We start from the raw sequence: 25,265 nt of genomic DNA, 5'->3' as shown, positions 1-25,265 counted from the left end.
CTTAGCGCGATATTAAGGAGTACTCATGACAAAAATGATTCATACCATGATCCGCGTAAGTGATCTGGAGCGTTCCCTTAAGTTTTACCGTGACGCACTTGAGCTAGAAATCAAAGAACAATACGTATTCGACGGCTTTTCTCTTACTTATCTAGCCAATCCCGAAACGGACTTCGAGCTAGAGCTCACCCATAATCACGATCAAAGCGAGCCTTACACACACGGCAATGGCTATGGTCATCTTGCTGTCAGTGTAAAAGACATTGCCGCAACTCACCGACACCTCACCTCACTGGATATTGAAACCAGTGGCATCAAAGTCTTTTATCATCAGGAAAGACACTTGGCGACATTTTTCTTCATTACTGATCCGGACGGCTACAAAATTGAGTTTCTGCAGCGTCAAGGTCGATACCTTTAGTAACGGTATCAGTCATAAAGATACCTTCCATAACAACAAAGAAGTAAATACAACTATGATTCATTTAACTGCTGCATTTCACGCAAAAATAGACACCATTACACAACTTAAGCAAGCGCTAGAAGCCATGCTAGAACCGACTCGAAACGAGACCGGCTGCCTACGCTACCAATTGTTCCAAGATAAAAACGATCCAAGCCAATTCTTGTTCCAAGAGCAGTTTGCAGACCAAGCTGCGTTTGACGCACATTGCAACACGGCACATTTTCAATCGCTTCTGGCTGAGATTGATGGCTTACTTGTCTGTGAACCAACAATCACTTTCTTCAACGAGATCTAATCTTGAAGCCCTATCGATGAACCAACAAAAAAGCGCTCATGTTGAGCGCCTTTTTTTGTTGGTAAAATTTATTGGATAGATAACAGACAAAGCTTACGACTCTTTCTTTTCTACCATATGCAGATGCACATCTTGCTGTGGGAATGGAATCGAAATGCCTTCACGATCGAAACGCAGTTTCACTTCTTTAGTCACATCCCAATACACATCCCAGTAATCGTCAGTCTTCACCCAAGGCCGAACAATAAAGTCCACTGATGAAGTATTTAACGTGTGCACCTTAATGTTTGGCTCTGGTGAGCGCAGTACTGATGGGTGTGAAGTAAGAATATCGTTCAACACTCCTTCTGCTTTTAGCAGGTCATCTGCGTAACCAATACCAAATACCATATCAACACGACGAGTACGTTCGTGCGTCACGTTCTTGATCACATCACCCCAGATCTTGCTGTTTGGCACGATGATGATTTGGTTGTCGAACGTTCGGATAGTAGTGTTTACCAAGCTCATGTGGCTAACTTTACCATCAACACCACCAGCATAAACAAAATCACCGACATCAAACGGACGGTAAATAAGCAGCATCATACCCGCTGCAAAGTTCGATAGCGTATCTTGCAATGCAAAGCCGATGATCACACCAGCAATACCGAAACCGGTAAGGATTGGAGCGAGGTTAAGACCGATTTGTGATAAGCCAACCATGATACCAATGACCCATACTCCTTTGCCCGACATTGAGATAAAGAAGTCTTGCATCAAATGCGACATTTTTAGGTTCTTCGATGCAACCGTTTTACTCACTACCTTGCGGGTTAATCTCGCTAAAACACGGGCAATCAAAAGAATCAGAGCAAACACAAACAGCTGAAAGATGTGTTGCGGTGCATTGTCTGCCAACCAGTCGATAGCTGAATTTGACCAATGACTTAAAATAGACAGAATAACTTTTTTATTAAGTAAATCATGGGTGATGCTACCGGTTACCTCGAAAATCTGACGTTTGTACTCCGACGTCTCAATATCAACTTCATCGCCAATTGAAATAAGCGAACGCAAACTTTCTGTAGCAATATTTAAGCGCTGTTTTACGATTAATTGGCTTAACTGCAAAGTTGCTTTTTCTGTTTCTGGGCTTGAGGAAACTTGTGAGTTGATGACCTCACTTTGCTGCTTCAGGTACTGAATCGATGCAGATAGCATTCGCATACGCTTATCAACACCCTCTTTCAGATCAACGTCCGCATCTTCGTCCTGGACACCCAGCACCCTCAACCAATTTAAATTTTGCCAACGGGACTCGTAGCTAACATCCAAATATTGCTGAAGTTCACGGTACTCGTTGACTAATGCGAGCTTCCTCTCGCCTTTCGTGGAGTTAAGATCTTCGTTCAACTTTTTGATCTTATCATCAAGGTAGGCAACAGAATCCTTTGAGTATTTTTCTTGAATTTGTACTAATTTGATGAGCTGTTCATGGGGAATCGATTTATTATTTATTGCGGTCAAAAGGCGACTTCTCAACTCCTCATTTTTTTGGAAAAGTTGTAGTTGCAGCGCATCACGCTCGTCACCACTTGCTAACTTTAAACTTTCAGACAAATCAATAATGTCTTGGTTTATATTATTAATAGCCTTTTCCGCGGCAGAAACCTTTGGTAACTTTGCTATTGCATCACCACTTTCCGTTGCTTGAACAAGGAAAGAATACGAGCTTAAAGCCAAAAACGTAATTAAAAGCAACAAGGGTGTAAGATGTACTTTCACTGGAGACAATAACTTCATTTTCACCTCGTAAGATTCTCAACCTGTAATAATTCAAAACGGCGATGTAAACAGTGATGATTTAATACTTTAAGTTTACAGCACAAGTCAAAAAACCGAGCAGCATTGAGTTAATTAAATGCAAAAGTTCCCATTAAGGCCCAAACTTCCCTCTGATGATTAAGAAGTGGGCGATGTCACTTCTAATTTTCCTTAGTTAGACTTGAATCTATAAAAGTCATTCGTCCTTTTTAAACCCCGCAATTCTCATAGCATCTGTAATAGTTGCATTATTTATCTACACTGCTTTGATAAATCTAAAACAAGATTCATTCCCTCACAAAAGAAACAAGCCCTTCACTATGAAAGGCTTGTTAAAATGCATCTACGAGCGATTTGGATGGTTAAGGATGTGGTCTTCCCAATCCACAACATCAATTTCGTACACGACTTTGTTTCGAACGCTTTCACCCGCAGCGTGCATTTCAGACTTAGAACCAGTGATTAATGGGTGCCACTCTGGGATCTGCTTAGACTCGGATAGAAGACGGTAAGCACAAGTATCCGGTAGCCAATGGAACTCGTCGATCTTGTCACGAGTCAGCTTCAAACACTCTTCACCTGAAGTGAAACGGTTTGGGTAGTCCTTACAAGAACACGTTTTGTCATTCAGCCAGCTGCACGCCACATTGGTGTAGTAAACTTCATCGCTATCTTCATCCATAAGCTTATGTAGGCAACACTTACCACAACCATCGCACAGAGATTCCCACTCTTGCTCGGACATCTGCTCTAGTGTCTTTTCTTGCCAAAATGGATTCGTCATAGGATTGCTTCTTACTCTTTTACTGGGGTGCGTGTTATACCGTTAGCCCATAAAAAGTTCAAGGATAAAAATTGTTCATTATGTGATCCAATCAATAGCTGTCACTCCCATTATTTTTTGCTACTATCGCGCACCCTGTTATTTAGTGAGTTTAATTTGATGGAATGTCGCCTAGGTTGTGGAGCATGCTGTATTGCTCCGAGTATTACGTCTGCTATTCCTGGAATGCCGAATGGTAAGCCTGCGGGTGTACGCTGCATTCAATTAAACGATAAGAATCTTTGTAAACTGTTTGGTCAAGACTCACGTCCTAAAGTGTGTCATCAATTCAAAGCTTGCCCTGTTATTTGCGGCAAAACCGATCAAGAAGCACTCGACAACTTAATCGAACTTGAGGCAATCACTTAGTCATACCTCTTCCATTTTCTGACATCTATATGCCCAAGATTTTACAATTTTGCAAAATCTAAACTATCTTCTCGATACTGGTACAGATTAATAAAGATCGTTATGAATAGGTATATAGCAGAAATGTTTGGTACGTTTTGGTTGATTGTAGTAGTGCCGTCTTAGCCGCCGCTTTTCCCGATACAGGCATTAGCCTACTAGGGGTCTCTCTTGCCTTTGGTTCAACCTTACTCACCATGGCTTTCGCTATTGGGCATATATCCGGTTGCCACCTCAACCCAGCTGTCACTATAGGCCTTTGGACAGATGGTCGTTTTATGCCAAAGATGTTGTCCCTTACATCATTGCTCAAGTACTCGGCGGCATTATTGCTGGCGGCGTATTATTTGTGATTGCCTCCGGCCAAGCTGGCTTTGATGCTGTTTCGTCAGGTTTCGCGTCTAATGGCTTTGGAGAGTAGTCTCCCGTTGGTTACTCACTAACCGCAGCACTGGCCTGTGAGGTGGTGATGACCATGGTATATGGGAGCGACTGATTCTAAAGCACCCGCGGGATTTGCACCCATCGCGATTGGTCTCTGTTTAACCTTGATTCACCTTATAAGTATTCCAGTAACCAATACCTCTGTGAAACCAGCTCGGAGTACCGGTGTAGCGGTATTTGTTGGTGACTGGGCCGTTTCTCAACTATGGCTATTCTGGATTGCTCCAATTATTGGTGCGGTGATCGGTGCGGTAATATACAAAACCGTTCGAGGCTCGTATTAAGCTCTGAGAAGAGTTGGATAAAATAAGCTGTAAATAATAAACGAAAAAGTCGCTTAGTGATGATTCACCAAGCGGCTTTTTTAGATCTTATGACGACCGAGTAATGAGTGTGAAAGCGTGGTGCCATCCACCAGTTCTAGCTCACCACCAACGGGAACACCATGAGCGATTCGGCTAGCGTTCACTTCATGGGCATTACACAGCTCAGCAATGTAATGCGCTGTCGCTTCCCCTTCAACAGTTGGGTTAGTCGCTAGGATTACTTCAGAGATATCACCACGACGTAGGCGGTAGTCCAAAACATCGAGGCCGATGTCACTTGGACCAATACCATCAAGTGGTGAAAGGTGCCCCATAAGCACAAAGTAACGACCAGAGTATTGGCCAGTTGCTTCGATAGCTGCAATATCAGCTGGGCTTTCTACTACACAGATTTGACCATTTTCCTGACGTTTAGGGTTGGTACAAATGTGGCAGGTATCTTCTTCAGTAAAAGTACGACACTCATTGCAATGGCCAATTTCTGTCATTGCTTGGCTAAGAGCATCAGCCAACTGAAGGCCGCCTTTTCTATCGCGCTGTAACAAATGAAAGGCCATACGCTGCGCCGACTTGGGACCAACCCCAGGTAGACAACGTAAGGCCTCCATCAAATGCTCCAGCATATGACTGGTACGCATATTTAACCGTTCTAATTTTCAAATAACGGTCCGCTCAAGTAAGGCAAGAACGAACCCTTAGAAATAAGTCGCTTAGAAAGGCATCTTCATGCCTGGTGGAAGTTGCATTCCGCCAGTGATGCTAGCCATTTTTTCTTTTTGAGTTTCTTCAACACGACGAGCCGCATCGTTGAAAGCAGCAGCGATAAGATCTTCAAGCATCTCTTTATCGTCTTCCATTAGGCTTTCATCGATATCAACACGGCGAACGCTGTGGCTACCAGTGATTGTTACTTTTACAAGGCCAGCACCAGATTCACCTGTTACTTCCATATTTGCGATTTCTTCTTGAAGCTTTTGCATGCGCTCTTGCATTTGCTGGGCTTGCTTCATCATGTTGCCCATACCGCCTTTACCAAACATGTTAATACTCTCTGGTCTAATTGGTTTATTAAAATTTATTACGCTATAAGCGCTTAAGTGGGGGTTAAAGCAGTGTGATTCAACCCCTCGGTGTTCAGTTCTTCGATCGACGTATCTAAGATGATACGCCCATCACTAAATCAAAATTAACGTTAGATAGGACGAACACTATCTCTGTCGAGCTCTGCAGCGAAGCGTCTTTCGATAAACTGTACGTTGGCATCGTTTTCCAAACTGGTAAACGCGTCTTTCAACTTGCCTTGGTAGAGCCTTTCTCGTAATTCTAGTGGTGTTTCACCACCATCGCCGATTTCGACGCTCAAGTGACACTCTTCTCCGAGTACCGTATTGAGAGACTGTAACAGTTCACTCTGCGCTCGATCCGTTTTCAAGTGAGCTTGGCTCGATCTCAAGGTTAGCGTTATCGATGTATCATTCTTAGTAAATACAGAGTTCAACGCTAACTGTTCAACAAGCTTAGCTGTCTCTAGCTTTTGAATCGTGGCAGACCACTCATCTTGAGCAATCGACTCGTTAAGCAACTTTTCTACCATTTCTGGCGTTTTGACGTGCTCTAGCGCTCGCTTGATCTGAGTAGGTGTAAGCTCTTTACTCGCCTCTTTTACAACAGGTTTAGACGGTTTCCAGCGATAAGGTTCATTATCATTGGTAACATTTTCTGTCGGAGAGGTTGGTGAAGAAGCTGGCGACACCCGCTCAGAACTACCGTGTTGTTGAGCAACTCGGTCAAGAACTGAAGTTTTAGCTGGTGCCGCTTTAGCTTTTTTTGGCGCTGAACCTTTGCTGTCCTGTACTGCGTTACCTCTACGCTGAGAGCGTAATTGATGGCGTAAACCACTGACAGGTGATGCCGGACGAGCAGGCTGCCCTTCAGGCGCAGACGGTGCAACATTTTGTGGCTGAGCCGGAGCTTGATTCTGATAGCTCGCTTGCTGCTGAGGCTGTGCTTGTTGAGTCATAGGACTCATCGACTGCTCTGAACCGTAGCTTGGACGTTCGTCATAAGCTGGCGGGGCATCATACTGGTTGTGCGGGTAATCCTGTTCTGGATAACCTTGATGACCAGAATGCTCAGAGTAGCCTTGCGAATTTGGATACTGAGCCGGACTTTGCTGCAGTGCTCGATGTACAGGTTGCTGCTGCATCGCTTGAGGAGCCTGCTGCTGTCTCGGAGCGGCCGTTGGCGCTGGTTGACTAACCGACTGAACTTGATTCTGAACCGGTGCAGCGACAGGGCTTGTCGACTGAGTAGAGATAGCCGTTGCGACATTTTGCTCTGCAGGCCTAAATGCCAACATACGTAAAACAACCATCTCAATACCAACACGTGCGGTTGGCGATAATGGTAAGTCTTCACGACCTTTTAGCACTATCTGGTAATAAAGCTGAATATCTTGTGGGCTTAACGCTTTGCTAAGCAGTTCAAGCTTCTCTGCGTCAGGCTGAGCTTTGTCTAAGGTAGACGGCAACGCTTGATACATGGCGAGACGATGAAGTTGAGCAGCAAGTTGATTCAGTAAACCATCCCACTCTACGCCATTCTCAGCAAGGTTTTGTATACAAGCCATCGCCTCTTGAGGCTGCTTACTGCTTATAGCCTCAAGTAGATGGATCGCTTGGTCAGTATCCAATGTGCCAAGCATGTGAGCAACCGTATCAGTCAAGATATTGCCGTTGCCTAATGCGATAGCTTGGTCTGTCAGGCTCAAGGCATCACGCATACTACCGTCGGCAGCATGAGCAATCATTCCAAGAGCACGAGACTCAAAGGTTACCTTCTCTTGTTCAAGAATATGGTCGAGCTGCTCGTGAATATTATCAACGCTGATCGGTTTCAAATGGAACTGCAGACAACGCGACAAGATAGTTACTGGCAGTTTTTGTGGATCAGTCGTTGCAAGCAAGAATTTCACATACTCAGGCGGCTCTTCTAACGTCTTTAGAAGCGCGTTGAAACTGTGCCTAGAAAGCATGTGTACTTCATCGATAAGGTAAACCTTAAAGCGACCACGCGCAGGTTTGTACTGAACATTGTCCAGAAGCTCGCGGGTATCTTCTACCTTGGTACGTGATGCCGCATCGATCTCTAGCAGGTCAACAAAGCGACCTTCATCGATCTCTTTACAAGTTGCACATTCACCACAAGGGGTTGAAGTAATGCCTGTTTCACAGTTAAGTCCCTTAGCAAACAAGCGGCCGATGGTCGTTTTACCGACACCGCGTGTTCCGCTAAATAGGTACGCGTGATGCAACCTATTTTGGCTAAGGGCATTCTCTAATGCTGTTAAAACATGGGCTTGACCAACCACTTCTTTGAATTTGGTTGGTCGCCATTTTCGCGCTAACGCAAGATAGCTCATGAATAATTCCGAAAAGGATTAGTGGCCGTCGAATTCGCAGATGCTAAACACTTCTAGACCTAAGCCTTCTAAGCGCTTGTCACCACCGATTTCTGGAAGATTAATTACAAATGCAGCGTGCTCCACCACACCACCAAGCTGACGAATCAACTTTGTTGTCGCTTCAATCGTACCGCCAGTTGCTAGTAGGTCATCAACCATCAGCACTTTGTCGCCTTCAACGATAGCATCAGTATGAATTTCTAGCGTGTCTGTACCGTACTCAAGCTCATAAGATTGTGCCACAGTTTCACGAGGCAGTTTGCCCGGCTTACGCACAGGAATGAAGCCAACACCTAGTTCTAGTGCTAAAGGCGCACCGAATAGGAAACCTCGAGCTTCAGTACCAACGATCTTAGTAAAGCCCATGTCCTTGTATGTTTCCGCTAACAACTCGATAGTCGCTTTGTAAGCTGCTGGGTCTTCCATCAAGCTTGTTACGTCACGGAACAAAATACCCGCTTTAGGGTAATCAGGAATGCTTTTGATGCTTGCTTTGATCAGAGAGATTTTTTCTGTGTTCATAATCTTATGCACTTCATTAGGCCGCTTTCCAAACTCTGGTTGACGAATCAAACATCAACGCTTGAAATTAAGGAAAGGTACGATTGGTATTCATTGCAACGAGAGTCACAACTCTGATTGCTGAAATAATAAACGCCCACTATACAAGCAGGCACACTGGCTTAATGGTAGTGATTTTCTTTGCTGTCAGCAACCAACTCATGGGTTGGAAGTCGCATAAACCATGTGAGAAGAATAACAAGTACACAAATTAGGAAAACCTTGACCCAAATGAGTGGAGCAAAGTAGATAGATAACGTAAAGCTCAACAAGATAAAGAATACGCCACGCGTTTTAACTTGCTTAGTGACAGCGCCGTGTTGATACCAGTTTTCTAACAGAGGACCGAGCGTTTTGTGCTCATGCATCCATTTGTTAACTTTAGGATTGCTTCGCATGAAACATGCGCTAGCAAGAAGAAGAAATGGAGTGGTTGGCAGAACGGGTAATACAATCCCTAGAACTGCAAGAAAGATACAAAGGCCACCAGCAATATTCAGGCTTAAAACTCGAACGCTAATTGTGGCCTCCTTGAGTTAGCTATCACCATTTGGCGACGACAGCTTAACTAAAATGTTGCGTAGCCATTAAATACTCGGATCAACGTTAGTGTTGCTGGTAGTAATGGAATCATTAAAAATGTGGCTAGAAAGCCTAAAAAGTAGAATACATTAAACGGGTCTTTAAAGTCTTGATTATCTGCCATGATTGCTTCTTGTTTTTGTTAGTAAAGGTAAGTCCAGTGGCGGACCAAACCCTCTTTGCTAAATCGACATTTAACAAAAAAGGCATAGTCACACCATTTGCGCAACTATACCTTAATCAATTATTCACAAAAACCGAGGAAATATAGGGTTAATCGGTTGTCCCTTGGTGTATATCCAAGCTGAAACTCGCCGCTCCAAGCAGGCTCAACGACAGCTGACAGCCCTGCTCTATTGGTAAATCTCTGGTGATAAAGTTCTTTTGACAGTTATCGCCTAAGCGTTCACCTGCTGCAATATGTTGATTCATTTCTCTATTTGACCAACGCCCATCTAGACCCGCAGGCAAAATTGAAATGGTGCCCTCTGCAAGGTTAGCAACACCAAACAGCGCGTTGACAGGTGTTGAGCATGCCGAGCAGCGAATCCCTTTCTCCAAAATTTCAGCGATATCTTTGAGGTCAGTACTAAAATCTTTTCTGTTTCTTAAGTAATCGTGGAACAAAGCTCTTACTAACAAAGTAGTCGCAGAGCCGCCATTTTCAGAAGACGCTGAATCGACAAGGTAGAAAGCAAACTGCCCATTCATCGTCCACGCATAATCGAAGACAAGTGGCATCATCTCCATTGATTGCAACAAACGGTAGCTACAACGCCATGAGCCTTGTCTTGTGTCTTTGTCCGGTAACAACGCGTGTAACAAATCTCTTGCTGCGCTTGGGTTGTCCTGTAAGTAATTCAGGTGCCAATGTAATTCTTGGTCTTCCGGGATCTCTCCTCCATCATCCACACAAAACCACTGGCTTGAGAAATCTCGTTGATCTGAAAGATTATCGAACGAATCTGTTAATGTGTTGGCGATCGCACTGCTTAGATGACCATGGTCTTCTAATGGCTTCGCTAAAAAGTCTTTAATACCAAATCGCAGTGCTTTTGCTACATCAGACATGTCATCTGTCGCAGACACAACAATCATAGGCAGTGATGGATACTCTAAACTGAGCTCTTCTACAAGCTCGATGCCGTCCAAGATCGGCATTGATAAGTCACACACAATTAAATCTGGCGCTGCATCTCTGAGCTTCTGCAAAGCGTCCAGTCCGTTTTCAGCCTCAACCACTTTATAACCAACCTTCTCAAGGTAAGCGCCGGTTATACTGCGAAAAATAGGGTCATCATCAACCAACATTACGCATTTCTGGTTCATCACTTCCTTTGCCGAGGTCATTACTGGCTGACTGTGAGTTTTGTACATAATTTCTAACCTCACAAAACTAAGTCGAATTATTATTGTTATCTGTTTTAAGAGCTAATATAAAACTTAGTAATAAAATGCTAAATACACAAATGTTCACTCTTTACTGGTAATTCGTGACAAGGCTTGGAATACTTGTAAATAGTGCAACAAGTTGACATGACGCAAACATTGATTTCAATGTTACGTATAAATTAGAAGAGATTGTAAACAAATGTGTCTGGATTTATGAAATTAGATGATTTAAACCTCTTTCGACTCGTCGTTGAAAATGGGAGCTACACCGCAACATCGCGCAAGACTATGATTCCGGTTGCGACCATCACACGACGCATCCAAGCTCTAGAAGACTCGCTAAACCTGAGGCTTCTCAATAGACACGCGCGTAAACTCTCCTTAACAGAGGCTGGCGAACGTTTCTTCAATGAATGCTCTCCGCTGCTCCAACGTCTCTCTTCGACCGCCGAAGAACTGACGGACGTTTGTAAAGGTGCTTCCGGTAAGATCCGCATTACGGCGCCTTCTAACCTGACTAAACGCATGATGATGCCGATGTTCAGCGATTTCATGACTCAATACCCAGATATCAATATTGAGTTGATGATGAACAACCAAGCTGATCAACTCGACCCTACAGAGTGGGACGTGATTTTCAGAGTGGGCCCGCAACGCGACTCAAGCCTCATCGCTCGAAAAATCAGTGAAGTAAAAGATATTCTTATCGCAAGCCCTGAGTATTTAGCGAAGAACCCTGCACCAAGCCATGCTGAAGAACTGGCGAACCATTCATTGCTTAAAGGCTACCCACTGATTAAGTGGCAGCTAAGTAACTCGAATGATGAGACAGTAGTTAACAGTGAAAAAGGTCGCTTCAACGCAAACGCACTAAATGTCGTGAGACAAGCTTGCTCTGAGGGTCTAGGTATCACACTGATGCCAGACGTGATGATTCGCGAGTACATTGAAGATGGTAGCTTAGTACAAGTACTGGAAGATTGGAGCGCGAACCCGCGTGACATCTACATGCTTTATAACCACAAAGACCATCTACCAGAGAAAGTTAGATTGTTTATTGATTTTGTGATCGCGTACCACATTCACTAGGTTAATCCCCTGCTTCAAAAACAAAAAACCAGAGCCGATGCTCTGGTTTTTTATATTCTGGTCACTAAAGAAAACTAAGCGCCTTCGTTGTGTAACTCTAGATTCGCTAAATCTTGTTGGATCTCACGCTGAATCTTAGAGTCGTCATTACGTAGAGAGTCTAAGAAATCTAGGTATGCTTGGTCGATATCACCTGTTACATATTCGCCATTAAACACTGAAGTATCGAAGCGTGCTATGTCTTGGTTGCCCATGCCTACCGCTGAAATCAAGTCTGGTAGCGTTTGGAAGATCAGAGCGTCTGCGCCAATCTGCTTACAAATCGTTTCATTGTCACGACCATGAGCAATCAGCTCTGTAGCACTCGGCATATCGATACCGTAAACGTTAGGGAAGCGAACCTCAGGAGCCGCTGACACCATGAACACCTTGTTTGCACCAGAGTCACGAGCCATCTCAATGATCTGTTCTGAAGTCGTACCACGAACGATAGAGTCATCAACCAGTAGAACGTTCTTGCCTTTAAACTCAGAGCGAATCGCATTAAGTTTACGGCGAACCGACTTCTTACGCTGTTGCTGCCCAGGCATAATAAACGTACGGCCAACGTAACGGTTTTTCACGAAACCTTGGCGGTAAGGCTTGTCGATAGCTTGAGCGATGCGCAATGCAATGTCGTTAGAAGTTTCTGGGATTGGGATAACCACATCAATGTCTAAGTCTGAGTACTCTTCTTTAATTCGCTTACCTAGTAATTCACCCATCTCAACACGTGCGCTGTACACTGAGATTTTATCGATGAATGAATCAGGGCGTGCAAAGTATACAAACTCAAAGATACATGGGTTGAGCTGTGGGTTGTCTGCACATTGCTTTGTGAAAAGCTCACCGTCGAATGTTACGTAGATAGCTTCACCAGGCGCCACATCACGCATGAAATCGAAACCAACAGCATCCAGTGCTACCGATTCAGATGCCACCATGTATTCCGTTTTGCCTTCAACTTTACGCTTACCTAGACACAGTGGACGAATACCGTGTGGGTCGCGGAATGCGATCATACCGTGGCCGATGATCATAGCCGTTACTGCGTAAGCACCACGAATTGTGCGGTGTACGTTTGATACAGCACGGAAAACATCATCTGAAGTCACGTTACCTTTAACCGTATCGATCTCATGAGCCAGTACGTTCAATAGCACTTCTGAATCAGAAGTAGTGTTCACATGACGACGGTCTTTTTCGAACAACTTTTCACGAACTTCATTGGCGTTCGTTAGGTTACCGTTGTGAGCCAACGTGATGCCAAAAGGCGAGTTTACGTAGAAAGGCTGAGCTTCCGACGCGCTTGAACTACCTGCTGTCGGGTAACGAACATGGCCAATACCAACGTTACCTTGGAGGCGTTGCATGTGTTTTGCTTCAAAAACATCTTTTACTAAACCGTTCGCCTTACGCAGACGAAAACGATTGCTTTCTATGGTACAAATACCAGCGGCATCTTGGCCACGATGCTGCAATACCGTTAAAGCGTCATAAATAGACTGGTTTACAGGTGTTGAACCCACGATTCCAACAATACCACACATGTCCTAATCCTCGATTTTTCGACATTAACTGGCGCTATAGCGCGCCAGATAAGAAACTAGATGTTGCTTGTAAATGCTCGAAGAACGGCGCAATGATTCGACTAAATTCCGGAACCAACTGCGAATTCTTCCACCACTCAGAACTTGGGAATGCAGTAAACGCATCCATGAAAAACAACACTGCAGAAACAATCAAAACACCACGTAAGCCACCAAAGACGACACCGAGGATTCTGTCTGTACCTGACAGGCCTGTTTTCTGAACTAGCTGACCGATAACATAGTTAACTAAAGCACCGACAACTAACGTTGCAACAAACAATGCTGCTATCGCCGTTCCGTTTCGAAACATCTCATCTTCGATATTGGTGAAGTACACCGCTAATTTTGCGTAGTACTGGCTAGCAATAAAAAATGCTCCAAACCAAATAACGAGTGACAACGCTTCTTTAGCGAAACCACGAACTAAACTGATCACGGCAGAGAAGCCGATCACGCCTAAAATGACAAAATCTAACCAATTCATGAATTCTTCATCTTAAGTTGGCGCGCATTTTAACAGAAAAAATGCTGACGCAAACGTTTTCTTATGGATTTAACGGTTTAAATTTGAGCAATTGGCCTTTTGAACCCGTAATTTTTTCTAATTCCTTAATTTGTCGCTCAAGTTTGGATTTAGAAACATCTGGGCCAATAATTACTCGCGTAAAAGTTTTTTCTTGCTTGGTGTGAGCCTGATAACCACGCTTTTGCAAATCCTTAACCACGCTTTTCGCGTTGTCAGCATTCTTCAAAGCCATCAATTGAATGATCCAAGCGCTGTCTTGGTACTCATTTTTTTCAGGTACTGGCTTAACCACAACCGCCACTTTATCCGCTTCTTTTTCAGAAGCCGATGCTGTTTGGGTTTCTGATGAACCACCACTTTCAACCACTCGCTCTACCGGAGAGTCCGGCAGTGCAATCTGATCTTCCACTGGGTCAAGCACCTCAAACACTTCTACATTGCTATCAAGTTCAGGCTTAATAGGAATGCTTGCAAACTCTTCTTTATAGTGAAGCTTTTTACCATCGAGCACATCTGGCAATACAATCACGCCAATGGCCACTAAAATGATGGTGCCGACTAAGCGGCTCTGAAATTTACTTGCCATCTAGTTTCCTTTTTTCTGCCAATGCTCTAATACTTCCCCTACTGTATGGAAAGAACCGACCACCAACACGACATCATCTTCACCTTTCGCTGATGCTAGAGCCCCCTCAAACGCCACAACCGGATTTGTATGCTGCTCAACACCTTGAGGAAGGCTTTGACAAAGTTCAGCTGCCGTTGCCGCACGTGGCCCTTGTAAAGAAGCTGGGTACCAGTGTGCTGCAATTGGCGCTAACACTTCTAATGTCGCTGGAATGTCTTTGTCATGAAGCATAGCGACTACAACGTGCAGGTTCTTGCCCGCATATTTTTTAGTAACTTGCTGTGCAAAGTATTCTGCTGAATGTGGGTTATGAGCCACATCAAGCACAATCACAGGCTGGTCGCTAATTTGTTGCATTCGACCAGGAAGCTGAGCGTTCTTCAAACCATTAACCACGTTCACATCGCTAATATCTAATTCTGATGTGCCTAGTGCCATCAATGCCGTTGCCGCGTTAGGGAGTGGTAATGTTGGGATAGGAAGCGACTCCAGTTGGAATGCACCGCTATGCCAGTTCCACGTATCGCCATCAACAGCATAGGTATATTGAATACCGACCTGATAAAACTCAGCTTTGATATCATCTGCATGTGCAGCAACCGTCGCTGGCGGCTTAGGTTGGCCACAGATAGCTGGCTTACCGCTACGATAAATACCCGCTTTCTCAAAGCCAATCACATTGATGTCATCACCAAGCCAATCTACGTGGTCTACTGCCAAGCTCGTAATCACAGAAACGTCGTGATCAACAATGTTGGTTGCGTCTAAGCGGCCACCTAAACCAACTTCTAGCAACACAACATCGACCGCTTCCGTTTGAAAAGCACGTAACGCGGCCAAAGTACCGTATTCGAAAAAACTAAGGCTGATCTCACCACGTTCTTTTTCAATAAAATCAAAAGACTGAACCATCTTTTCATCAGATAGATCTTGGCCGTTGATACGAACACGTTCGTTGTAGCGAATTAAGTGGGGAGAGCTGTAGACACCAACAGAGTATCCCGCATCTAATAGAATGGCTTCCATCAGTGCGCACGTTGAGCCTTTACCATTGGTTCCGGCAACAGTAATTACGTGTTTCGCAGGTTTGGTAAGATTTGCCTTAGAGGCGACGGCCTGAACTCGGTCTAGCCCAAGATCAATAGCACTGGTGTGGATGTTTGATAAATAATCAAGCCACATCTCCAAAGAGGATGTGGCTTGAGGAATAGGTTGTTGACTCATCTAACTCGTAACCATAATAAAGTTGGTTTGTTAGAAGGTACTTTACCCTTTTTCTGGCGCTTCTGGTACTTCATAAGCAGCTTCATTCGGTGAATCGTTCACAGAAACTACTAATGGTGAAGGCTGATTGGTCATTTTTGCAACTAGACTAGCTACGCGCTGACGCATTTCACGACGATCAACGATCATATCGATAGCACCGTGGTCTAGTAGGAACTCACTACGTTGGAAACCTTCAGGTAGGTCTTCACGTACTGTTTGCTCGATTACACGACGACCAGCAAAACCGATAAGTGCTTTTGGCTCACCGATGTTGATATCACCAAGCATTGCTAAACTTGCGGAAACACCACCCATTGTCGGGTCAGTCATTACTGAAATGAACGGCAGGCCTTTCGCAGAAAGACGCTCAAGTGCAGCACTGGTTTTTGCCATTTGCATTAGAGACATTAGTGCCTCTTGCATACGCGCACCACCACTTGCAGAGAAACAAACTAAACCACAGTTGTTTTCAATAGCAGCATCTACAGCGCGAACGAAACGAGCACCTACTACAGAGCCCATTGAACCGCCCATGAATGAGAATTCAAAAGCACACGCTACGATTGGTAGACCTAGTAGTTCACCTTTCATTGCTACAAGTGCGTCTGTTTCACCACTGTTCTTTTGAGCAGCAGAGATACGCTCCTTATAACGCTTAGAGTCTTTGAACTTCAGTTTGTCTTGCGGCTCAAGATCAGTACCAAGTTCAACACGCTCACCTTTGTCTAGGAATGTTTCTAAGCGGCGACGTGCTTTCATGCGCATGTGATGGTCACATTTTGGACATACTTCTAGGTTACGCTCTAGTTCAGCATGGTAAAGCACCTGCTCACAAGAAGTACATTTAGTCCAAACACCCTCAGGGATAGACGCTTTACGAGATGTTACGATGTTGCTTTTTTCTAAAATCTTTTCAAGCCAACTCATGGAAGACCTTTTCTTTCGATTCTTCCGCTTGATTGCGAAAGAAATAAATTTGGGAATTATGCGAGGAGATTAAAGCACATAAAACAGCAAGTGTAGATAAAAAACTGGTTGTACCTATTTTCTTGAGCTATTTTACGCACGATTTCGCAATATTTTTTGAACCTAAGTCCCACATTTAGTTCAAATTATCTGGAAGAAACAGAGGACCAATTGGCTCTCTTGGAAGACCAAATTCTTCTGGATAATCCACGTCTACTAAATAGAGACCTTCAGCTTTAGCGGTCGCTCCAGCCAACTTACGGTCTTTCGCTTCAAGCAACCACTTAATCCACTCTGGCTTCTGTTCACCTTTACCGACAGCAATTAGGCTACCCGTAATGTTTCTCACCATGTGGTGTACAAATGCATTCGCTTTAATATCAATGACGATGTAATGGCCATGTCGAGTCACGTTCAAGTGAATCATGTTTCGCCACGGGCTATGAGATTGACAATGCGTTGCTCTGAACGATGTGAAATCATTTTCACCTAGCAGGTACTGACCAGCCTCATGCATCTTTTTATCATCAAGATGACCATGATAGTGACTCACGCCTGAATTCAAGATTCCAGGACGCAGTGCATGGTTCAAAATGATATAGCGGTAACGGCGCGCTGTTGCAGAGAAGCGAGCATGAAAATCTTCATTCACTTCTGTTGCCCAACGAACAGCGATGTCCTTAGGCATATTGGCATTTGCACCCATTGTCCATGCTACCATTTTGCGGTCGACATTGGTTTCAAAGTGAACGACTTGTCCCGTACCGTGAACACCGGCATCCGTTCGTCCTGCACATTGAACTTCTACTGGGTGATTTGCGACAACCGAAAGAGCCTTTTCCAATTCTTCTTGGACACTTTTCACGTCTCGTTGGCGCTGCCAACCAAAGTAGTGGGTACCGTTATATTCAATACCTAAAGCAATTTTCATGTTCTTGTTCTCTTTGAAAATGGGCGAGAAGTATATACGGAAATGAGTGCTATCCCAAATAGGAAGGGACTAAATCTATAATATTAAAAGAACGACTCGCCAAAAAATAAAGGATAGCCAATGCTACCCTTTATATCTCGTCCAGTTTATCGTCCGTTTAACGTATCGATAAGATTCTTGGCTTCTCGACGAATATCGTCGCTTCCGTCGACTATCGCCTCTTCCAATAGTTTGATCGCGCCTTGAGAGTCACTCATTTCAATGTAAATCTTTGCGAGATCAAGCTTACCTGCAGCTTCAGCGTTGCTATCGACATCATAGTTTCCAATATCACCGATTACGTCAGGGAATTCATTCAGACCAACATCCAGCTTCAGTTCTTCTTCATCTGGGTTAATGGCATCTTCACCCTCTTGCTCAACTTGAGCCATCAATTCATCGATGGTCATGTACTGCTTATCACGACTATTCGATGATTCGGTTAAGTTATCTTGCTGCGCCCAATTCTCTTCTTTGATCTTAGGTTCAGCTTGCTGCTCTGCAGACGCCCAGATCTCTTGTTGATCATCAGGCACATCATCTTGCATGCTCGATTGCTGTTCTGGCGCAAGATTAAAACCTTTCCAATCTTCACCGCCAACTTCAAGCATTGCGTCAATGTCTAACCCGGCGCTATCAATCGATGTTGCATCTAATGGCTTTTCGAACATGTTGTCGACCGTGTCTTGAACATCTTCTGAAAGCAATTCAGCCAAATTAGTTTCATCAAAGTTATCGAAGCCCTCTAACGGCTCGTCTTCAACTTCGTTTACCTCAGCACTAGGAGCTGAAGGTGCGCTTGTTGGTTCGCTGGCTTCTGGGAATCCGGCTAAATCCGCTTCATTGACATCCGAGAAGTCATCCTCACCAACAAAACTTTGTGGGTTCGAGAACAGGTCATGCAGTGCGTCTTGCTCTTCTCCCTGCGGACTAAAGGCAGTTAATGGTGTAGGCTTTTCTGCAAATGCATCAGAGATCGCTTCATCTTCACCGTATTCTGGCAGATCCAATTCGTCAAACTGTACGCCTTGCTCTTCCGCAACAGGCTCTGCACTGCTCTGCTCAATATCATCTAAGACAGAGTCCACTTTAGCACTTTCTTCATCGTATTCTGGCAGGTCAAGATCATCGAACTCAAACTTCTCGCTGCCATCCGATAAATCCTGCTCTAACTGAGCTTCATCAGGCTCACTCACAGCCTCTGCTAATGCGTCTTCTTCACCAAACTCTGGTAGCTCAAAGTCGTCAAACGAGAACTCGTCCTCACTCTGTTGCTCTGCAGCCTCTGGTTGTGGCGCCGCTTCAGATTGAGGCTCAACTAGCGATTCAGCGCTAGCCTCGGCTTCAGCTAACGCATCTTCTTCATTAAACTCTGGAAGCTCGAAGTCATCGAACGAAAATTCTTCTTCGCTCTGTTGTTCTATAGCTTCTGGCTGTGGTGCTGTTTCAGGTTGAGGCTCAGCTTGCGGTTCAGTGGCAGTTTCAGCCTTAGCTTCCGCCAATGCGTCTTCTTCATTAAACTCTGGAAGCTCGAAGTCATCAAACGAGAATTCATCTTCGCTCTGTTGCTCTGCCGCTTCTGACTGCAGGAACGTTTCAGGTAGAGGCTCAGACGTTGGCTCTTGAGCAGTTTCAGTCACTGCTTCAGTGGTATCTTCGTCAATCAGCCAATCATCGTCTTGTGGCACACCGAATTCATTTGGAATGATCTCTGGCATGTTCGCAGCACGAACTGGCTCTGGCTCTGGCTCTGGCTCTGGCTCTGGCTCTGGCTCTGGCTCTGGCTCTGGCTCTGGCTCTGGCTCTGGCTCTGGCAAGGATTCAACAACACTATCGAAATCTTCGCTACCTTGAATCTTAGGTTCAAAGTCAAAATCAGAGTCAACGTTCGATGGAGATTCTACATCGTTGATCGCTTCAGCTAGCCAATCTTCAACTGTATCTTCATCATCGTCAGAAATGTCACCTAATGAAGCTGGAGACGGAGCCTCGTGATCAAACCGTGGCGCGCTTTCTTCTGAACTGCCTAGTTCCTGTGAAGGTTGAAGCTCAGGTTGCTCATGCTCAAACTCCTCAACATTATTATTTTCAGAGAGTAACGAATCGATATCTAACTCATCGCTTTCGATCTCTGGTTTTGTATCTTCGACCACTGGTTCAATCACGTCAGATTGAGCGGGTTGCTCAGAAACTTCTTCAACGTGTGCGCCCAATTCTGGCGTCATCAACTCATCGATAAGCGCTTCATCAGTGGTGTCCAACGGGTCATTGAGTAGTGCATCTGTAGCGGGTGCAACACCAAACATATCATCGATAAAGTCATCACGATTAAATGCAGCTTCATCATTCTTGAGCTCTGGCTCTGTAGTACTTTCTGGCGCTTCTGTGCTTACTAGCTCGTCGTTAGCTTCGATGTCGTCGACTTGTAGTTCTGGCTCAGCAACTACCGGCTCATCAAGCTCAGCTTCAGAAAATTCAGGTGCAGCAGAAGGCTCAGAAAGTAACGACTCGATATCGGCCTCTGCAAGGCTACTTACGTCATCATTCGGTGTGTCGAAGTCGAATGCAGCTTCGAGCTCTTTATCAAAGGCTTTGTCTTCAGATTCAATCTCGTCTTCAATACCACTCGTCAGTAGCTCATCGAATGGATCCAGAGATTCAGTCGCTGACTGATCGTCTTCATCCGCCGACAACTCGCTTCCTAGCCGCTCATCCAAGGTTTCATCACTGTCTAGCGCAAGCTGGGTATCATTGATATCGTCGTCAAGGAACTCATCTAATAGGTCGGTACTCTCAGCATCAATCTCAAAATCATCATCCGCGTCGCTAAGCAGCTCATCTAGCGTCTCTGTGCTGTCTTCAGAAATGTTCAGTTCATCATCGGTTGATAAGCCTGATAGTTCTTCCAATTCAGACAGAGCGTCAAAACCTAGAGGTTCACTTTCAGAATCCTCATCAGAATCGTTTTCCAACATCTCATCAAGTAGGTTTGTCGAATTACTTAAATCGACATCATCACCGGCTAATTGCTCGTCAAGCAGGTCAACACTCTGCTGCTCTTCTTCGCTTTCCAGAGGTTGGTCAAACTGAGCCAAAATGTTTTCGATATCGTCATCAGACGCCAAACCACTATTTAGGTCTTTGGCACTCTCATCGTCGCTATCAAGATTGAAAGGATCGTTCTGTTCATTCTGAGCAGCTACTTGCGCGAAGATGTCATCAATATCATCTTCAACACTTGTTGGCTCTGGCTGAGAAGTTTGCTGTTCAGAAATAAGTGCATCGATATCAAAATCATCGCTTGTAGTCGTGTCTGCACTCGGCTTCGAATCACTTTGCTCTTCTGAGATCAGAGCATCAATATCGAAGCTGTCATCGTCTTCATCATCCAATGCAAACAGATCATCGAGCATAGACTGATCCAGTTCGTTGGAGCCTAGGTCTTCCGTCTGTGACTCTTGAGATAGTAGTGCTTCAATATCATCAGCAGACATTGAGTTGTCGTCCGACAAGTCAAAGTCACCATCATCAGAATCAAGCGCGCTTTCTGCCGTCTTATCAAGCGCACGCTCCATCTCTTCTAGGCCAAGCGCTTTCTCTTCACCATTAACACTGATGCCGTTGCTGCTGTCTAAATCAAGATCATCGAAGTTAGTGTCTAAATCGCCGTTCTCACCGATGCTGGCAAACGGATCATCGTCTTCACCATCTAGGTTGAAATCAAGGTCCGACTCATCTAGGCCAGCAAACACATCGTCTTCGTCAGCCAATGCTTGGTCATCAAATAGCTTATTCGCATCATCTTCTGTACCAAACAGCTCATCATCGAGAGACAACTCATTGTCGAGGTCGTCGATCTCATCAGCCAGCATCATTGGGGCAGCGCTACTTGGCTCTGGCTGAATAGGCTGGTCTTGCGTTGGTTGCTGTTGCTCTTCATTTTTAGAGCGGCGACCCAACAAGATCACAATGATAAGACCAAGTAGAAGGCCTGGAATGATCGCAAGTGCAGCGACTAGCCAGCCATTCGACAATAACTGGTCCATCGCACTTGGTGCCATTTTTTCAATTTCAGCGTTCTTTCTGCGTTCTTCAGCAAGTAACTTTTCAACTTCACTGCGAATACGGTCTTCGTCGCTCAGCTCTGTCTTAAGCACATCCACTTCAGACTGAACATCCGACAACATCAAGCGAAGTTGATGGTTCTTCTCCTCGAGAGATAATAGCTCGCTTTCAGATAGCTCTAGCTGCTTCTCAAGATTGTTCATCTCTTTAACAGAAGAGGATGGCGAACCAGAAGCCAATTTTTTCGTGCTTTCTACAGCCGGAGCTGGCTTAGCAGGCACCGGGTTTTTCGATCCCACATTCGATTGGTTTGAAGCTTGAACGGCTTTGGGCTTAGCTGCTGGTTCATCAAGCTTTGCCAAATGCGAGCTCATGATATTGATAGCTTGCTGCGTAGAGTTCGCACGAGCTTGCTCTAAAGAAGGGACACGTAAATGGCTAGCAGGCAATAAGCTATGGATATTCTGGTTTTCAAACGCTTGTGGGTTCAGTCGGTAAATTGCCAACAAGGTTTGTTGGACGGAAACAGAGTTATCAGGACGTAGTTTTGAGGCAATAGACCACAGCGTTTCATTACCACGCGTTGGACCGTAGAAACGAGAAGGCTCTGCGCTATTCGATTGAGCTCTTTGAAGAGGTTCTGAAAAAGTAGGCGCTGATTGTATCTGACCATTAGGCCCTACAACTCGAATGGAATCTGCACGAACAACGGAAATCTGAGTCGTAATGATAACGGCAAAAGGTATTAACCACTGCTTGAAAATTTGAAACATAAAAGGCTCAGCTAGGTGCTTAAATTCGGATAATGTGATGATCTATTAAATATATCGGATAAATGACGTAAAACTATAGAAATGAAAACAAAAAATGTGTTGCAGCGACAATATTCGCAGCAATTTCACACAATTTGACCAACAATATTTTTAATCGATTAAAAAAGCCCCACCAAAGAGTGAGGCTTGTTTATCAAAGCGGTAAGGCTTAGAAGTAATCGCGAATCAGAACTTCAGCGATTTGAACTGCGTTTGTCGCTGCGCCCTTACGAACGTTATCTGCAACTACCCACATGTTGATGCCACTATGATGGCTGATGTCGTTACGAATACGACCTACCATTACGTGGTCTTTACCACCAGCATCACGTACTTGTGTTGGGAATTCCATACCGTGGAAAACTTCAACACCTTCTGTGTTCTCTAGCAATTGAACCACTTGCTCAGCACCGATTGGAGAGCGAGTCTCCACGTGCAGAGATTCTGCGTGGCCGTAGAACACCGGTACACGAACACACGTTGGGTTCACAGTAATTGAAGAGTCGTTAAAGATTTTTTGTGTTTCCCAAACCATCTTCATCTCTTCGCGTGTGTAGCCGTTTTCCGTAAACTCATCAATTTGAGGGATACAGTTGAACGCGATCTGCTGTGGGAATACTGAGTTTTCAGCTGGCATACCATTCAGAAGCTTAGCGGTTTGACCAGCAAGCTCATCGATACCCGTTTTGCCTGCACCTGACACCGATTGGTAAGTCGACACGTTGATACGCTCTAGGCCGACTTCATCGTGAATTGGCTTAAGCGCAACCAACATTTGAATCGTTGAACAGTTTGGGTTCGCAATGATGTTGCGGTTACGGAACTCAGCAATTGCTTCTGGGTTCACTTCCGGCACAACCAGTGGAACATCATATTCGTAGCGGAACTTAGATGTGTTGTCGATAACAACAACACCTTCATCCGCAGCAACTGGCGCCCATTGTTCAGAAAGGTCGCCACCAGCAGAGAAAAATGCGATATGAACTTGAGACCAATCGAAGTCTGCTACGTTCTGCACTTGTATCGTCTTACCATTAAAGCGGTAAGTTTTACCTTCACTACGTTCACTTGCTAGTAAGTGCAGTTCACCGATAGGGAATTTACGCTCTTTAAGCACTTCAAGAATGGTTTCACCAACCGCACCAGTCGCACCTAAAATAGCAATATTAAATTCTTGGCTCATTGTTTCTCTCTTTTATAAAGTTGGCTTTACCATAAAACCGAGTTTAGCTAACGGTGCTAGATTACAAGAATCATCACCTGTTAACTCGACTGCACTGTACTCTCTGCGGTCCCAATACTCTTTACGCATCTTGTCAAAAGAACCTGGCGTAGCGATATTGCGACGGAATAAGGCATCGTCTTTGCGCACATCATAGATCAACTGAGTCAAATTGTGCAGTGTTGCTTCGTCCCAAGCTCTATCTAATTGCATTTGAGGTACAGGCGCTGTCGGCAATAGATCGCTCGCGTAAGCGCGTTGTTCACTACCCAAGAACTCACAATAGCTGTTAAAGATCATCGTAGTACCGCGAGCTTTGCCCTCTAGACCGTAGCCCGCTACGTGAGGTGTTGCGAAAGCAAGTAAGGGGAGCAGTTCCATGTCCACTTCAGGTTCAAACTCAAATACATCAAGGACGGCTGTGAAACCATCAGCTTTTTGCAGACGAGCTTTTAATGCTTGGTTATCAACCACAGGGCCACGAGCCGCATTAATTAGGATCTGGTCAGCACGTAACTTATTCAGCACTTGCTCGTTGATCAAATGATGGGTTGGGAACTCACCCGTTCTCGTGATCGGAGTATGCAGAGTAATCACATCTGATTGCTCAAGCAGAGTTTCTAGTTCAGTAAACTCACGAGTGTCGCCCTCTTGCTGTTTAAGAGGGTCGTTCAATAGAACCTTAATACCAATACCTTCAAGGCATTTTGCTAAGTAGCTACCCACTTGGCCACAGCCAATAATGCCGACTGTTTTATCAAACACAGAGAAGCCTTGTTGCTGCGCAAGAACCATCATCGCACTGAACGCATATTCAGCCACACCCACTTTGTTACAGCCCGGTGCCGCAGTAAAGAAAATGCCACGCTCTTTCATCAATTCTTGGTCGACGTGATCCATACCCGCCGTCGCGGTACCGACAAACTTCAGTTTATTGGCTTTGCTAATTAATTCTTCGTTCACCTTGGTGACAGAGCGAATCATCAGTGCGTCTACGTCAACCAGATCGTCCGCAGTTAATGTGCGACCAGACTTCATTGTCACGTCACCTAGCTGGCTAAAAAGCGCTTCAGCGTAAGGCATGTTTTCGTCGATTAAGATTTTCATTTGGCGAGTACTTTTGTTGGGGTCTATCGACCTAAATGTGAATTGAAATGATTGTGCAAAATTCCACACACGGTGTCGAGTAACAAATGGAATACATTATGAATAAAGGCTTGTTGAGATAAGGATAGATTCCTAATCAGCTTTTACTACTCAAGCCTAAAACGAAAAATGCCCGATTGAATTAACAATCGGGCAAACATCCAGAACAAAAGGATCCTATCTCGCTCTCCAGGAGACAGAGTCTGCGTCTGTTCGACCAGTACTAACCAAAGCCACTACTGATCAAGCTCTGGAAACCTTTCCATTTCTAAACCTGTGTTCAGAAAGCTTTGTTCTGTGGGTCATGGTTAATGGGTTTCCTGTGCGTGTTGAAACTGCACTCGCGTCACCCGTTAACAATTAACCTTTGTCTATCTA

22 protein-coding genes and 1 pseudogene are annotated in these 25,265 nt (G+C 44.7%); 5 read left to right on the top strand and 18 right to left on the bottom strand.

What is annotated here, in order from left to right; all coding sequences use genetic code 11:
- The first annotated feature begins 25 nt into the window (after nucleotides 1-25).
- Nucleotides 26-421 carry a VOC family protein gene (locus A3712_RS14180; protein ID WP_063523981.1) on the top strand — a complete coding sequence of 132 codons (396 nt, stop codon included), beginning with the start codon at nucleotides 26-28 and terminating at the stop codon, nucleotides 419-421.
- Between the two features lie 55 nt (nucleotides 422-476).
- The gene (locus tag A3712_RS14175) at nucleotides 477-761 is read left to right on the top strand and encodes a putative quinol monooxygenase (protein WP_063523980.1); all 285 of its coding nucleotides are present in this window, start codon (nucleotides 477-479) and stop codon (nucleotides 759-761) included.
- A 93-nt stretch (nucleotides 762-854) separates the two neighbouring features.
- Here A3712_RS14175 and A3712_RS14170 read toward each other — a convergent pair whose 3' ends face one another.
- A complete protein-coding gene (locus A3712_RS14170) occupies nucleotides 855-2,546 on the bottom strand; it encodes a mechanosensitive ion channel family protein (protein ID WP_063523979.1) in 1,692 nt (563 codons plus the stop codon).
- Between the two features lie 364 nt (nucleotides 2,547-2,910).
- Nucleotides 2,911-3,351 carry a YcgN family cysteine cluster protein gene (locus A3712_RS14165; protein WP_063523978.1) on the bottom strand — a complete coding sequence of 147 codons (441 nt, stop codon included), beginning with the start codon at nucleotides 3,349-3,351 and terminating at the stop codon, nucleotides 2,911-2,913.
- A gap of 159 nt (nucleotides 3,352-3,510) precedes the next feature.
- On the opposite strand from A3712_RS14165, the gene A3712_RS14160 reads away from it, so the two are divergent.
- Entirely contained in the window at nucleotides 3,511-3,759 is a 249-nt protein-coding gene (locus A3712_RS14160; RefSeq protein ID WP_063523977.1) for a YkgJ family cysteine cluster protein, read from the top strand.
- 102 nt (nucleotides 3,760-3,861) lie between these two features.
- Nucleotides 3,862-4,526 (top strand): annotated as a pseudogene (gene aqpZ, locus A3712_RS14155) (aquaporin Z).
- A gap of 80 nt (nucleotides 4,527-4,606) precedes the next feature.
- On the opposite strand, the gene recR reads toward aqpZ, so the two are convergent.
- From recR to A3712_RS14125, 7 genes are all read right to left on the bottom strand, one after another.
- Nucleotides 4,607-5,206, bottom strand: a complete 600-nt coding sequence (recR, locus tag A3712_RS14150; protein WP_004740649.1) for a recombination mediator RecR — start codon at nucleotides 5,204-5,206, stop codon at nucleotides 4,607-4,609.
- Between the two features lie 72 nt (nucleotides 5,207-5,278).
- On the bottom strand, nucleotides 5,279-5,608 hold the full coding sequence (locus A3712_RS14145; RefSeq protein ID WP_004740648.1) for a YbaB/EbfC family nucleoid-associated protein: 330 nt from the start codon (nucleotides 5,606-5,608) through the stop codon (nucleotides 5,279-5,281).
- A gap of 152 nt (nucleotides 5,609-5,760) precedes the next feature.
- The gene (dnaX, locus tag A3712_RS14140) at nucleotides 5,761-7,989 is read right to left on the bottom strand and encodes a DNA polymerase III subunit gamma/tau (RefSeq protein WP_063523976.1); all 2,229 of its coding nucleotides are present in this window, start codon (nucleotides 7,987-7,989) and stop codon (nucleotides 5,761-5,763) included.
- An 18-nt stretch (nucleotides 7,990-8,007) separates the two neighbouring features.
- Complete coding sequence (apt, locus tag A3712_RS14135; RefSeq protein ID WP_004740646.1) at nucleotides 8,008-8,553, bottom strand: adenine phosphoribosyltransferase; 546 nt, start codon at nucleotides 8,551-8,553, stop codon at nucleotides 8,008-8,010.
- Nucleotides 8,554-8,714: 161 nt separating this feature from the next.
- On the bottom strand, nucleotides 8,715-9,086 hold the full coding sequence (locus A3712_RS14130; RefSeq protein ID WP_063523975.1) for a YbaN family protein: 372 nt from the start codon (nucleotides 9,084-9,086) through the stop codon (nucleotides 8,715-8,717).
- 74 nt (nucleotides 9,087-9,160) lie between these two features.
- On the bottom strand, nucleotides 9,161-9,298 hold the full coding sequence (locus tag A3712_RS27815) for a hypothetical protein (protein WP_197465829.1): 138 nt from the start codon (nucleotides 9,296-9,298) through the stop codon (nucleotides 9,161-9,163).
- Between the two features lie 149 nt (nucleotides 9,299-9,447).
- Nucleotides 9,448-10,551, bottom strand: a complete 1,104-nt coding sequence (locus A3712_RS14125) for a response regulator (RefSeq protein WP_063523974.1) — start codon at nucleotides 10,549-10,551, stop codon at nucleotides 9,448-9,450.
- 228 nt (nucleotides 10,552-10,779) lie between these two features.
- On the opposite strand from A3712_RS14125, the gene A3712_RS14120 reads away from it, so the two are divergent.
- Complete coding sequence (locus A3712_RS14120; RefSeq protein ID WP_004740642.1) at nucleotides 10,780-11,655, top strand: LysR family transcriptional regulator; 876 nt, start codon at nucleotides 10,780-10,782, stop codon at nucleotides 11,653-11,655.
- A gap of 74 nt (nucleotides 11,656-11,729) precedes the next feature.
- Here A3712_RS14120 and purF read toward each other — a convergent pair whose 3' ends face one another.
- The 9 genes from purF to A3712_RS14075 all read right to left on the bottom strand — a co-directional run bounded on the left by purF (nucleotide 11,730) and on the right by A3712_RS14075 (nucleotide 24,848).
- On the bottom strand, nucleotides 11,730-13,244 hold the full coding sequence (gene purF / locus A3712_RS14115; protein ID WP_063523973.1) for an amidophosphoribosyltransferase: 1,515 nt from the start codon (nucleotides 13,242-13,244) through the stop codon (nucleotides 11,730-11,732).
- Nucleotides 13,245-13,278: 34 nt separating this feature from the next.
- Nucleotides 13,279-13,770, bottom strand: coding sequence for a CvpA family protein (locus A3712_RS14110; protein ID WP_004740640.1), 492 nt, complete (start codon nucleotides 13,768-13,770; stop codon nucleotides 13,279-13,281).
- A 61-nt stretch (nucleotides 13,771-13,831) separates the two neighbouring features.
- A complete protein-coding gene (locus tag A3712_RS14105; RefSeq protein ID WP_008220288.1) occupies nucleotides 13,832-14,398 on the bottom strand; it encodes an SPOR domain-containing protein in 567 nt (188 codons plus the stop codon).
- The gene (gene folC / locus A3712_RS14100; protein ID WP_063523972.1) at nucleotides 14,399-15,664 is read right to left on the bottom strand and encodes a bifunctional tetrahydrofolate synthase/dihydrofolate synthase; all 1,266 of its coding nucleotides are present in this window, start codon (nucleotides 15,662-15,664) and stop codon (nucleotides 14,399-14,401) included.
- 42 nt (nucleotides 15,665-15,706) lie between these two features.
- Nucleotides 15,707-16,633: an acetyl-CoA carboxylase, carboxyltransferase subunit beta gene (gene accD / locus A3712_RS14095; RefSeq protein ID WP_004740637.1), complete on the bottom strand. Its 927-nt coding sequence runs from the start codon at nucleotides 16,631-16,633 to the stop codon at nucleotides 15,707-15,709.
- Between the two features lie 175 nt (nucleotides 16,634-16,808).
- On the bottom strand, nucleotides 16,809-17,603 hold the full coding sequence (truA, locus tag A3712_RS14090; protein WP_063523971.1) for a tRNA pseudouridine(38-40) synthase TruA: 795 nt from the start codon (nucleotides 17,601-17,603) through the stop codon (nucleotides 16,809-16,811).
- 146 nt (nucleotides 17,604-17,749) lie between these two features.
- Nucleotides 17,750-22,480, bottom strand: a complete 4,731-nt coding sequence (locus A3712_RS14085) for a FimV/HubP family polar landmark protein (RefSeq protein WP_063523970.1) — start codon at nucleotides 22,478-22,480, stop codon at nucleotides 17,750-17,752.
- A 208-nt stretch (nucleotides 22,481-22,688) separates the two neighbouring features.
- Entirely contained in the window at nucleotides 22,689-23,702 is a 1,014-nt protein-coding gene (locus A3712_RS14080) for an aspartate-semialdehyde dehydrogenase (RefSeq protein ID WP_063523969.1), read from the bottom strand.
- Between the two features lie 12 nt (nucleotides 23,703-23,714).
- A complete protein-coding gene (locus A3712_RS14075; protein ID WP_063523968.1) occupies nucleotides 23,715-24,848 on the bottom strand; it encodes a 4-phosphoerythronate dehydrogenase in 1,134 nt (377 codons plus the stop codon).
- Nucleotides 24,849-25,265: the final 417 nt, after the last annotated feature.

Origin of the sequence: Vibrio sp. HI00D65 (assembly GCF_001635455.1) — a bacterium.
In the GTDB taxonomy this organism is placed as follows: domain Bacteria; phylum Pseudomonadota; class Gammaproteobacteria; order Enterobacterales; family Vibrionaceae; genus Vibrio.
The sequence above is the reverse complement of the archived record's forward strand: the minus strand, read 5'-3'. Positions and strand labels throughout refer to the sequence as shown.

Excerpts from the sequence above, each read along its gene's own strand:
- A3712_RS14075 (WP_063523968.1), bottom strand. The coding sequence starts at position 24,848 with ATGAAAATCTTAATCGACGAAAACATGCCTTACGCTGAAGCGCTTTTT.
- A3712_RS14120 (WP_004740642.1), top strand. The coding sequence starts at position 10,780 with ATGAAATTAGATGATTTAAACCTCTTTCGACTCGTCGTTGAAAATGGG.
- A3712_RS14175 (WP_063523980.1), top strand. The coding sequence starts at position 477 with ATGATTCATTTAACTGCTGCATTTCACGCAAAAATAGACACCATTACA.
- A3712_RS14165 (WP_063523978.1), bottom strand. The coding sequence starts at position 3,351 with ATGACGAATCCATTTTGGCAAGAAAAGACACTAGAGCAGATGTCCGAG.
- A3712_RS14110 (WP_004740640.1), bottom strand. The coding sequence starts at position 13,770 with ATGAATTGGTTAGATTTTGTCATTTTAGGCGTGATCGGCTTCTCTGCC.
- purF (WP_063523973.1), bottom strand. The coding sequence starts at position 13,244 with ATGTGTGGTATTGTTGGAATCGTGGGTTCAACACCTGTAAACCAGTCT.
- truA (WP_063523971.1), bottom strand. The coding sequence starts at position 17,603 with ATGAAAATTGCTTTAGGTATTGAATATAACGGTACCCACTACTTTGGT.
- A3712_RS27815 (WP_197465829.1), bottom strand. The coding sequence starts at position 9,298 with ATGGCAGATAATCAAGACTTTAAAGACCCGTTTAATGTATTCTACTTT.
- dnaX (WP_063523976.1), bottom strand. The coding sequence starts at position 7,989 with ATGAGCTATCTTGCGTTAGCGCGAAAATGGCGACCAACCAAATTCAAA.
- A3712_RS14105 (WP_008220288.1), bottom strand. The coding sequence starts at position 14,398 with ATGGCAAGTAAATTTCAGAGCCGCTTAGTCGGCACCATCATTTTAGTG.
- recR (WP_004740649.1), bottom strand. The coding sequence starts at position 5,206 with ATGCGTACCAGTCATATGCTGGAGCATTTGATGGAGGCCTTACGTTGT.
- folC (WP_063523972.1), bottom strand. The coding sequence starts at position 15,664 with ATGAGTCAACAACCTATTCCTCAAGCCACATCCTCTTTGGAGATGTGG.
- A3712_RS14180 (WP_063523981.1), top strand. The coding sequence starts at position 26 with ATGACAAAAATGATTCATACCATGATCCGCGTAAGTGATCTGGAGCGT.
- A3712_RS14080 (WP_063523969.1), bottom strand. The coding sequence starts at position 23,702 with ATGAGCCAAGAATTTAATATTGCTATTTTAGGTGCGACTGGTGCGGTT.
- A3712_RS14145 (WP_004740648.1), bottom strand. The coding sequence starts at position 5,608 with ATGTTTGGTAAAGGCGGTATGGGCAACATGATGAAGCAAGCCCAGCAA.
- apt (WP_004740646.1), bottom strand. The coding sequence starts at position 8,553 with ATGAACACAGAAAAAATCTCTCTGATCAAAGCAAGCATCAAAAGCATT.
- A3712_RS14170 (WP_063523979.1), bottom strand. The coding sequence starts at position 2,546 with ATGAAGTTATTGTCTCCAGTGAAAGTACATCTTACACCCTTGTTGCTT.
- A3712_RS14160 (WP_063523977.1), top strand. The coding sequence starts at position 3,511 with ATGGAATGTCGCCTAGGTTGTGGAGCATGCTGTATTGCTCCGAGTATT.
- A3712_RS14125 (WP_063523974.1), bottom strand. The coding sequence starts at position 10,551 with ATGTACAAAACTCACAGTCAGCCAGTAATGACCTCGGCAAAGGAAGTG.
- A3712_RS14085 (WP_063523970.1), bottom strand. The coding sequence starts at position 22,480 with ATGTTTCAAATTTTCAAGCAGTGGTTAATACCTTTTGCCGTTATCATT.
- accD (WP_004740637.1), bottom strand. The coding sequence starts at position 16,633 with ATGAGTTGGCTTGAAAAGATTTTAGAAAAAAGCAACATCGTAACATCT.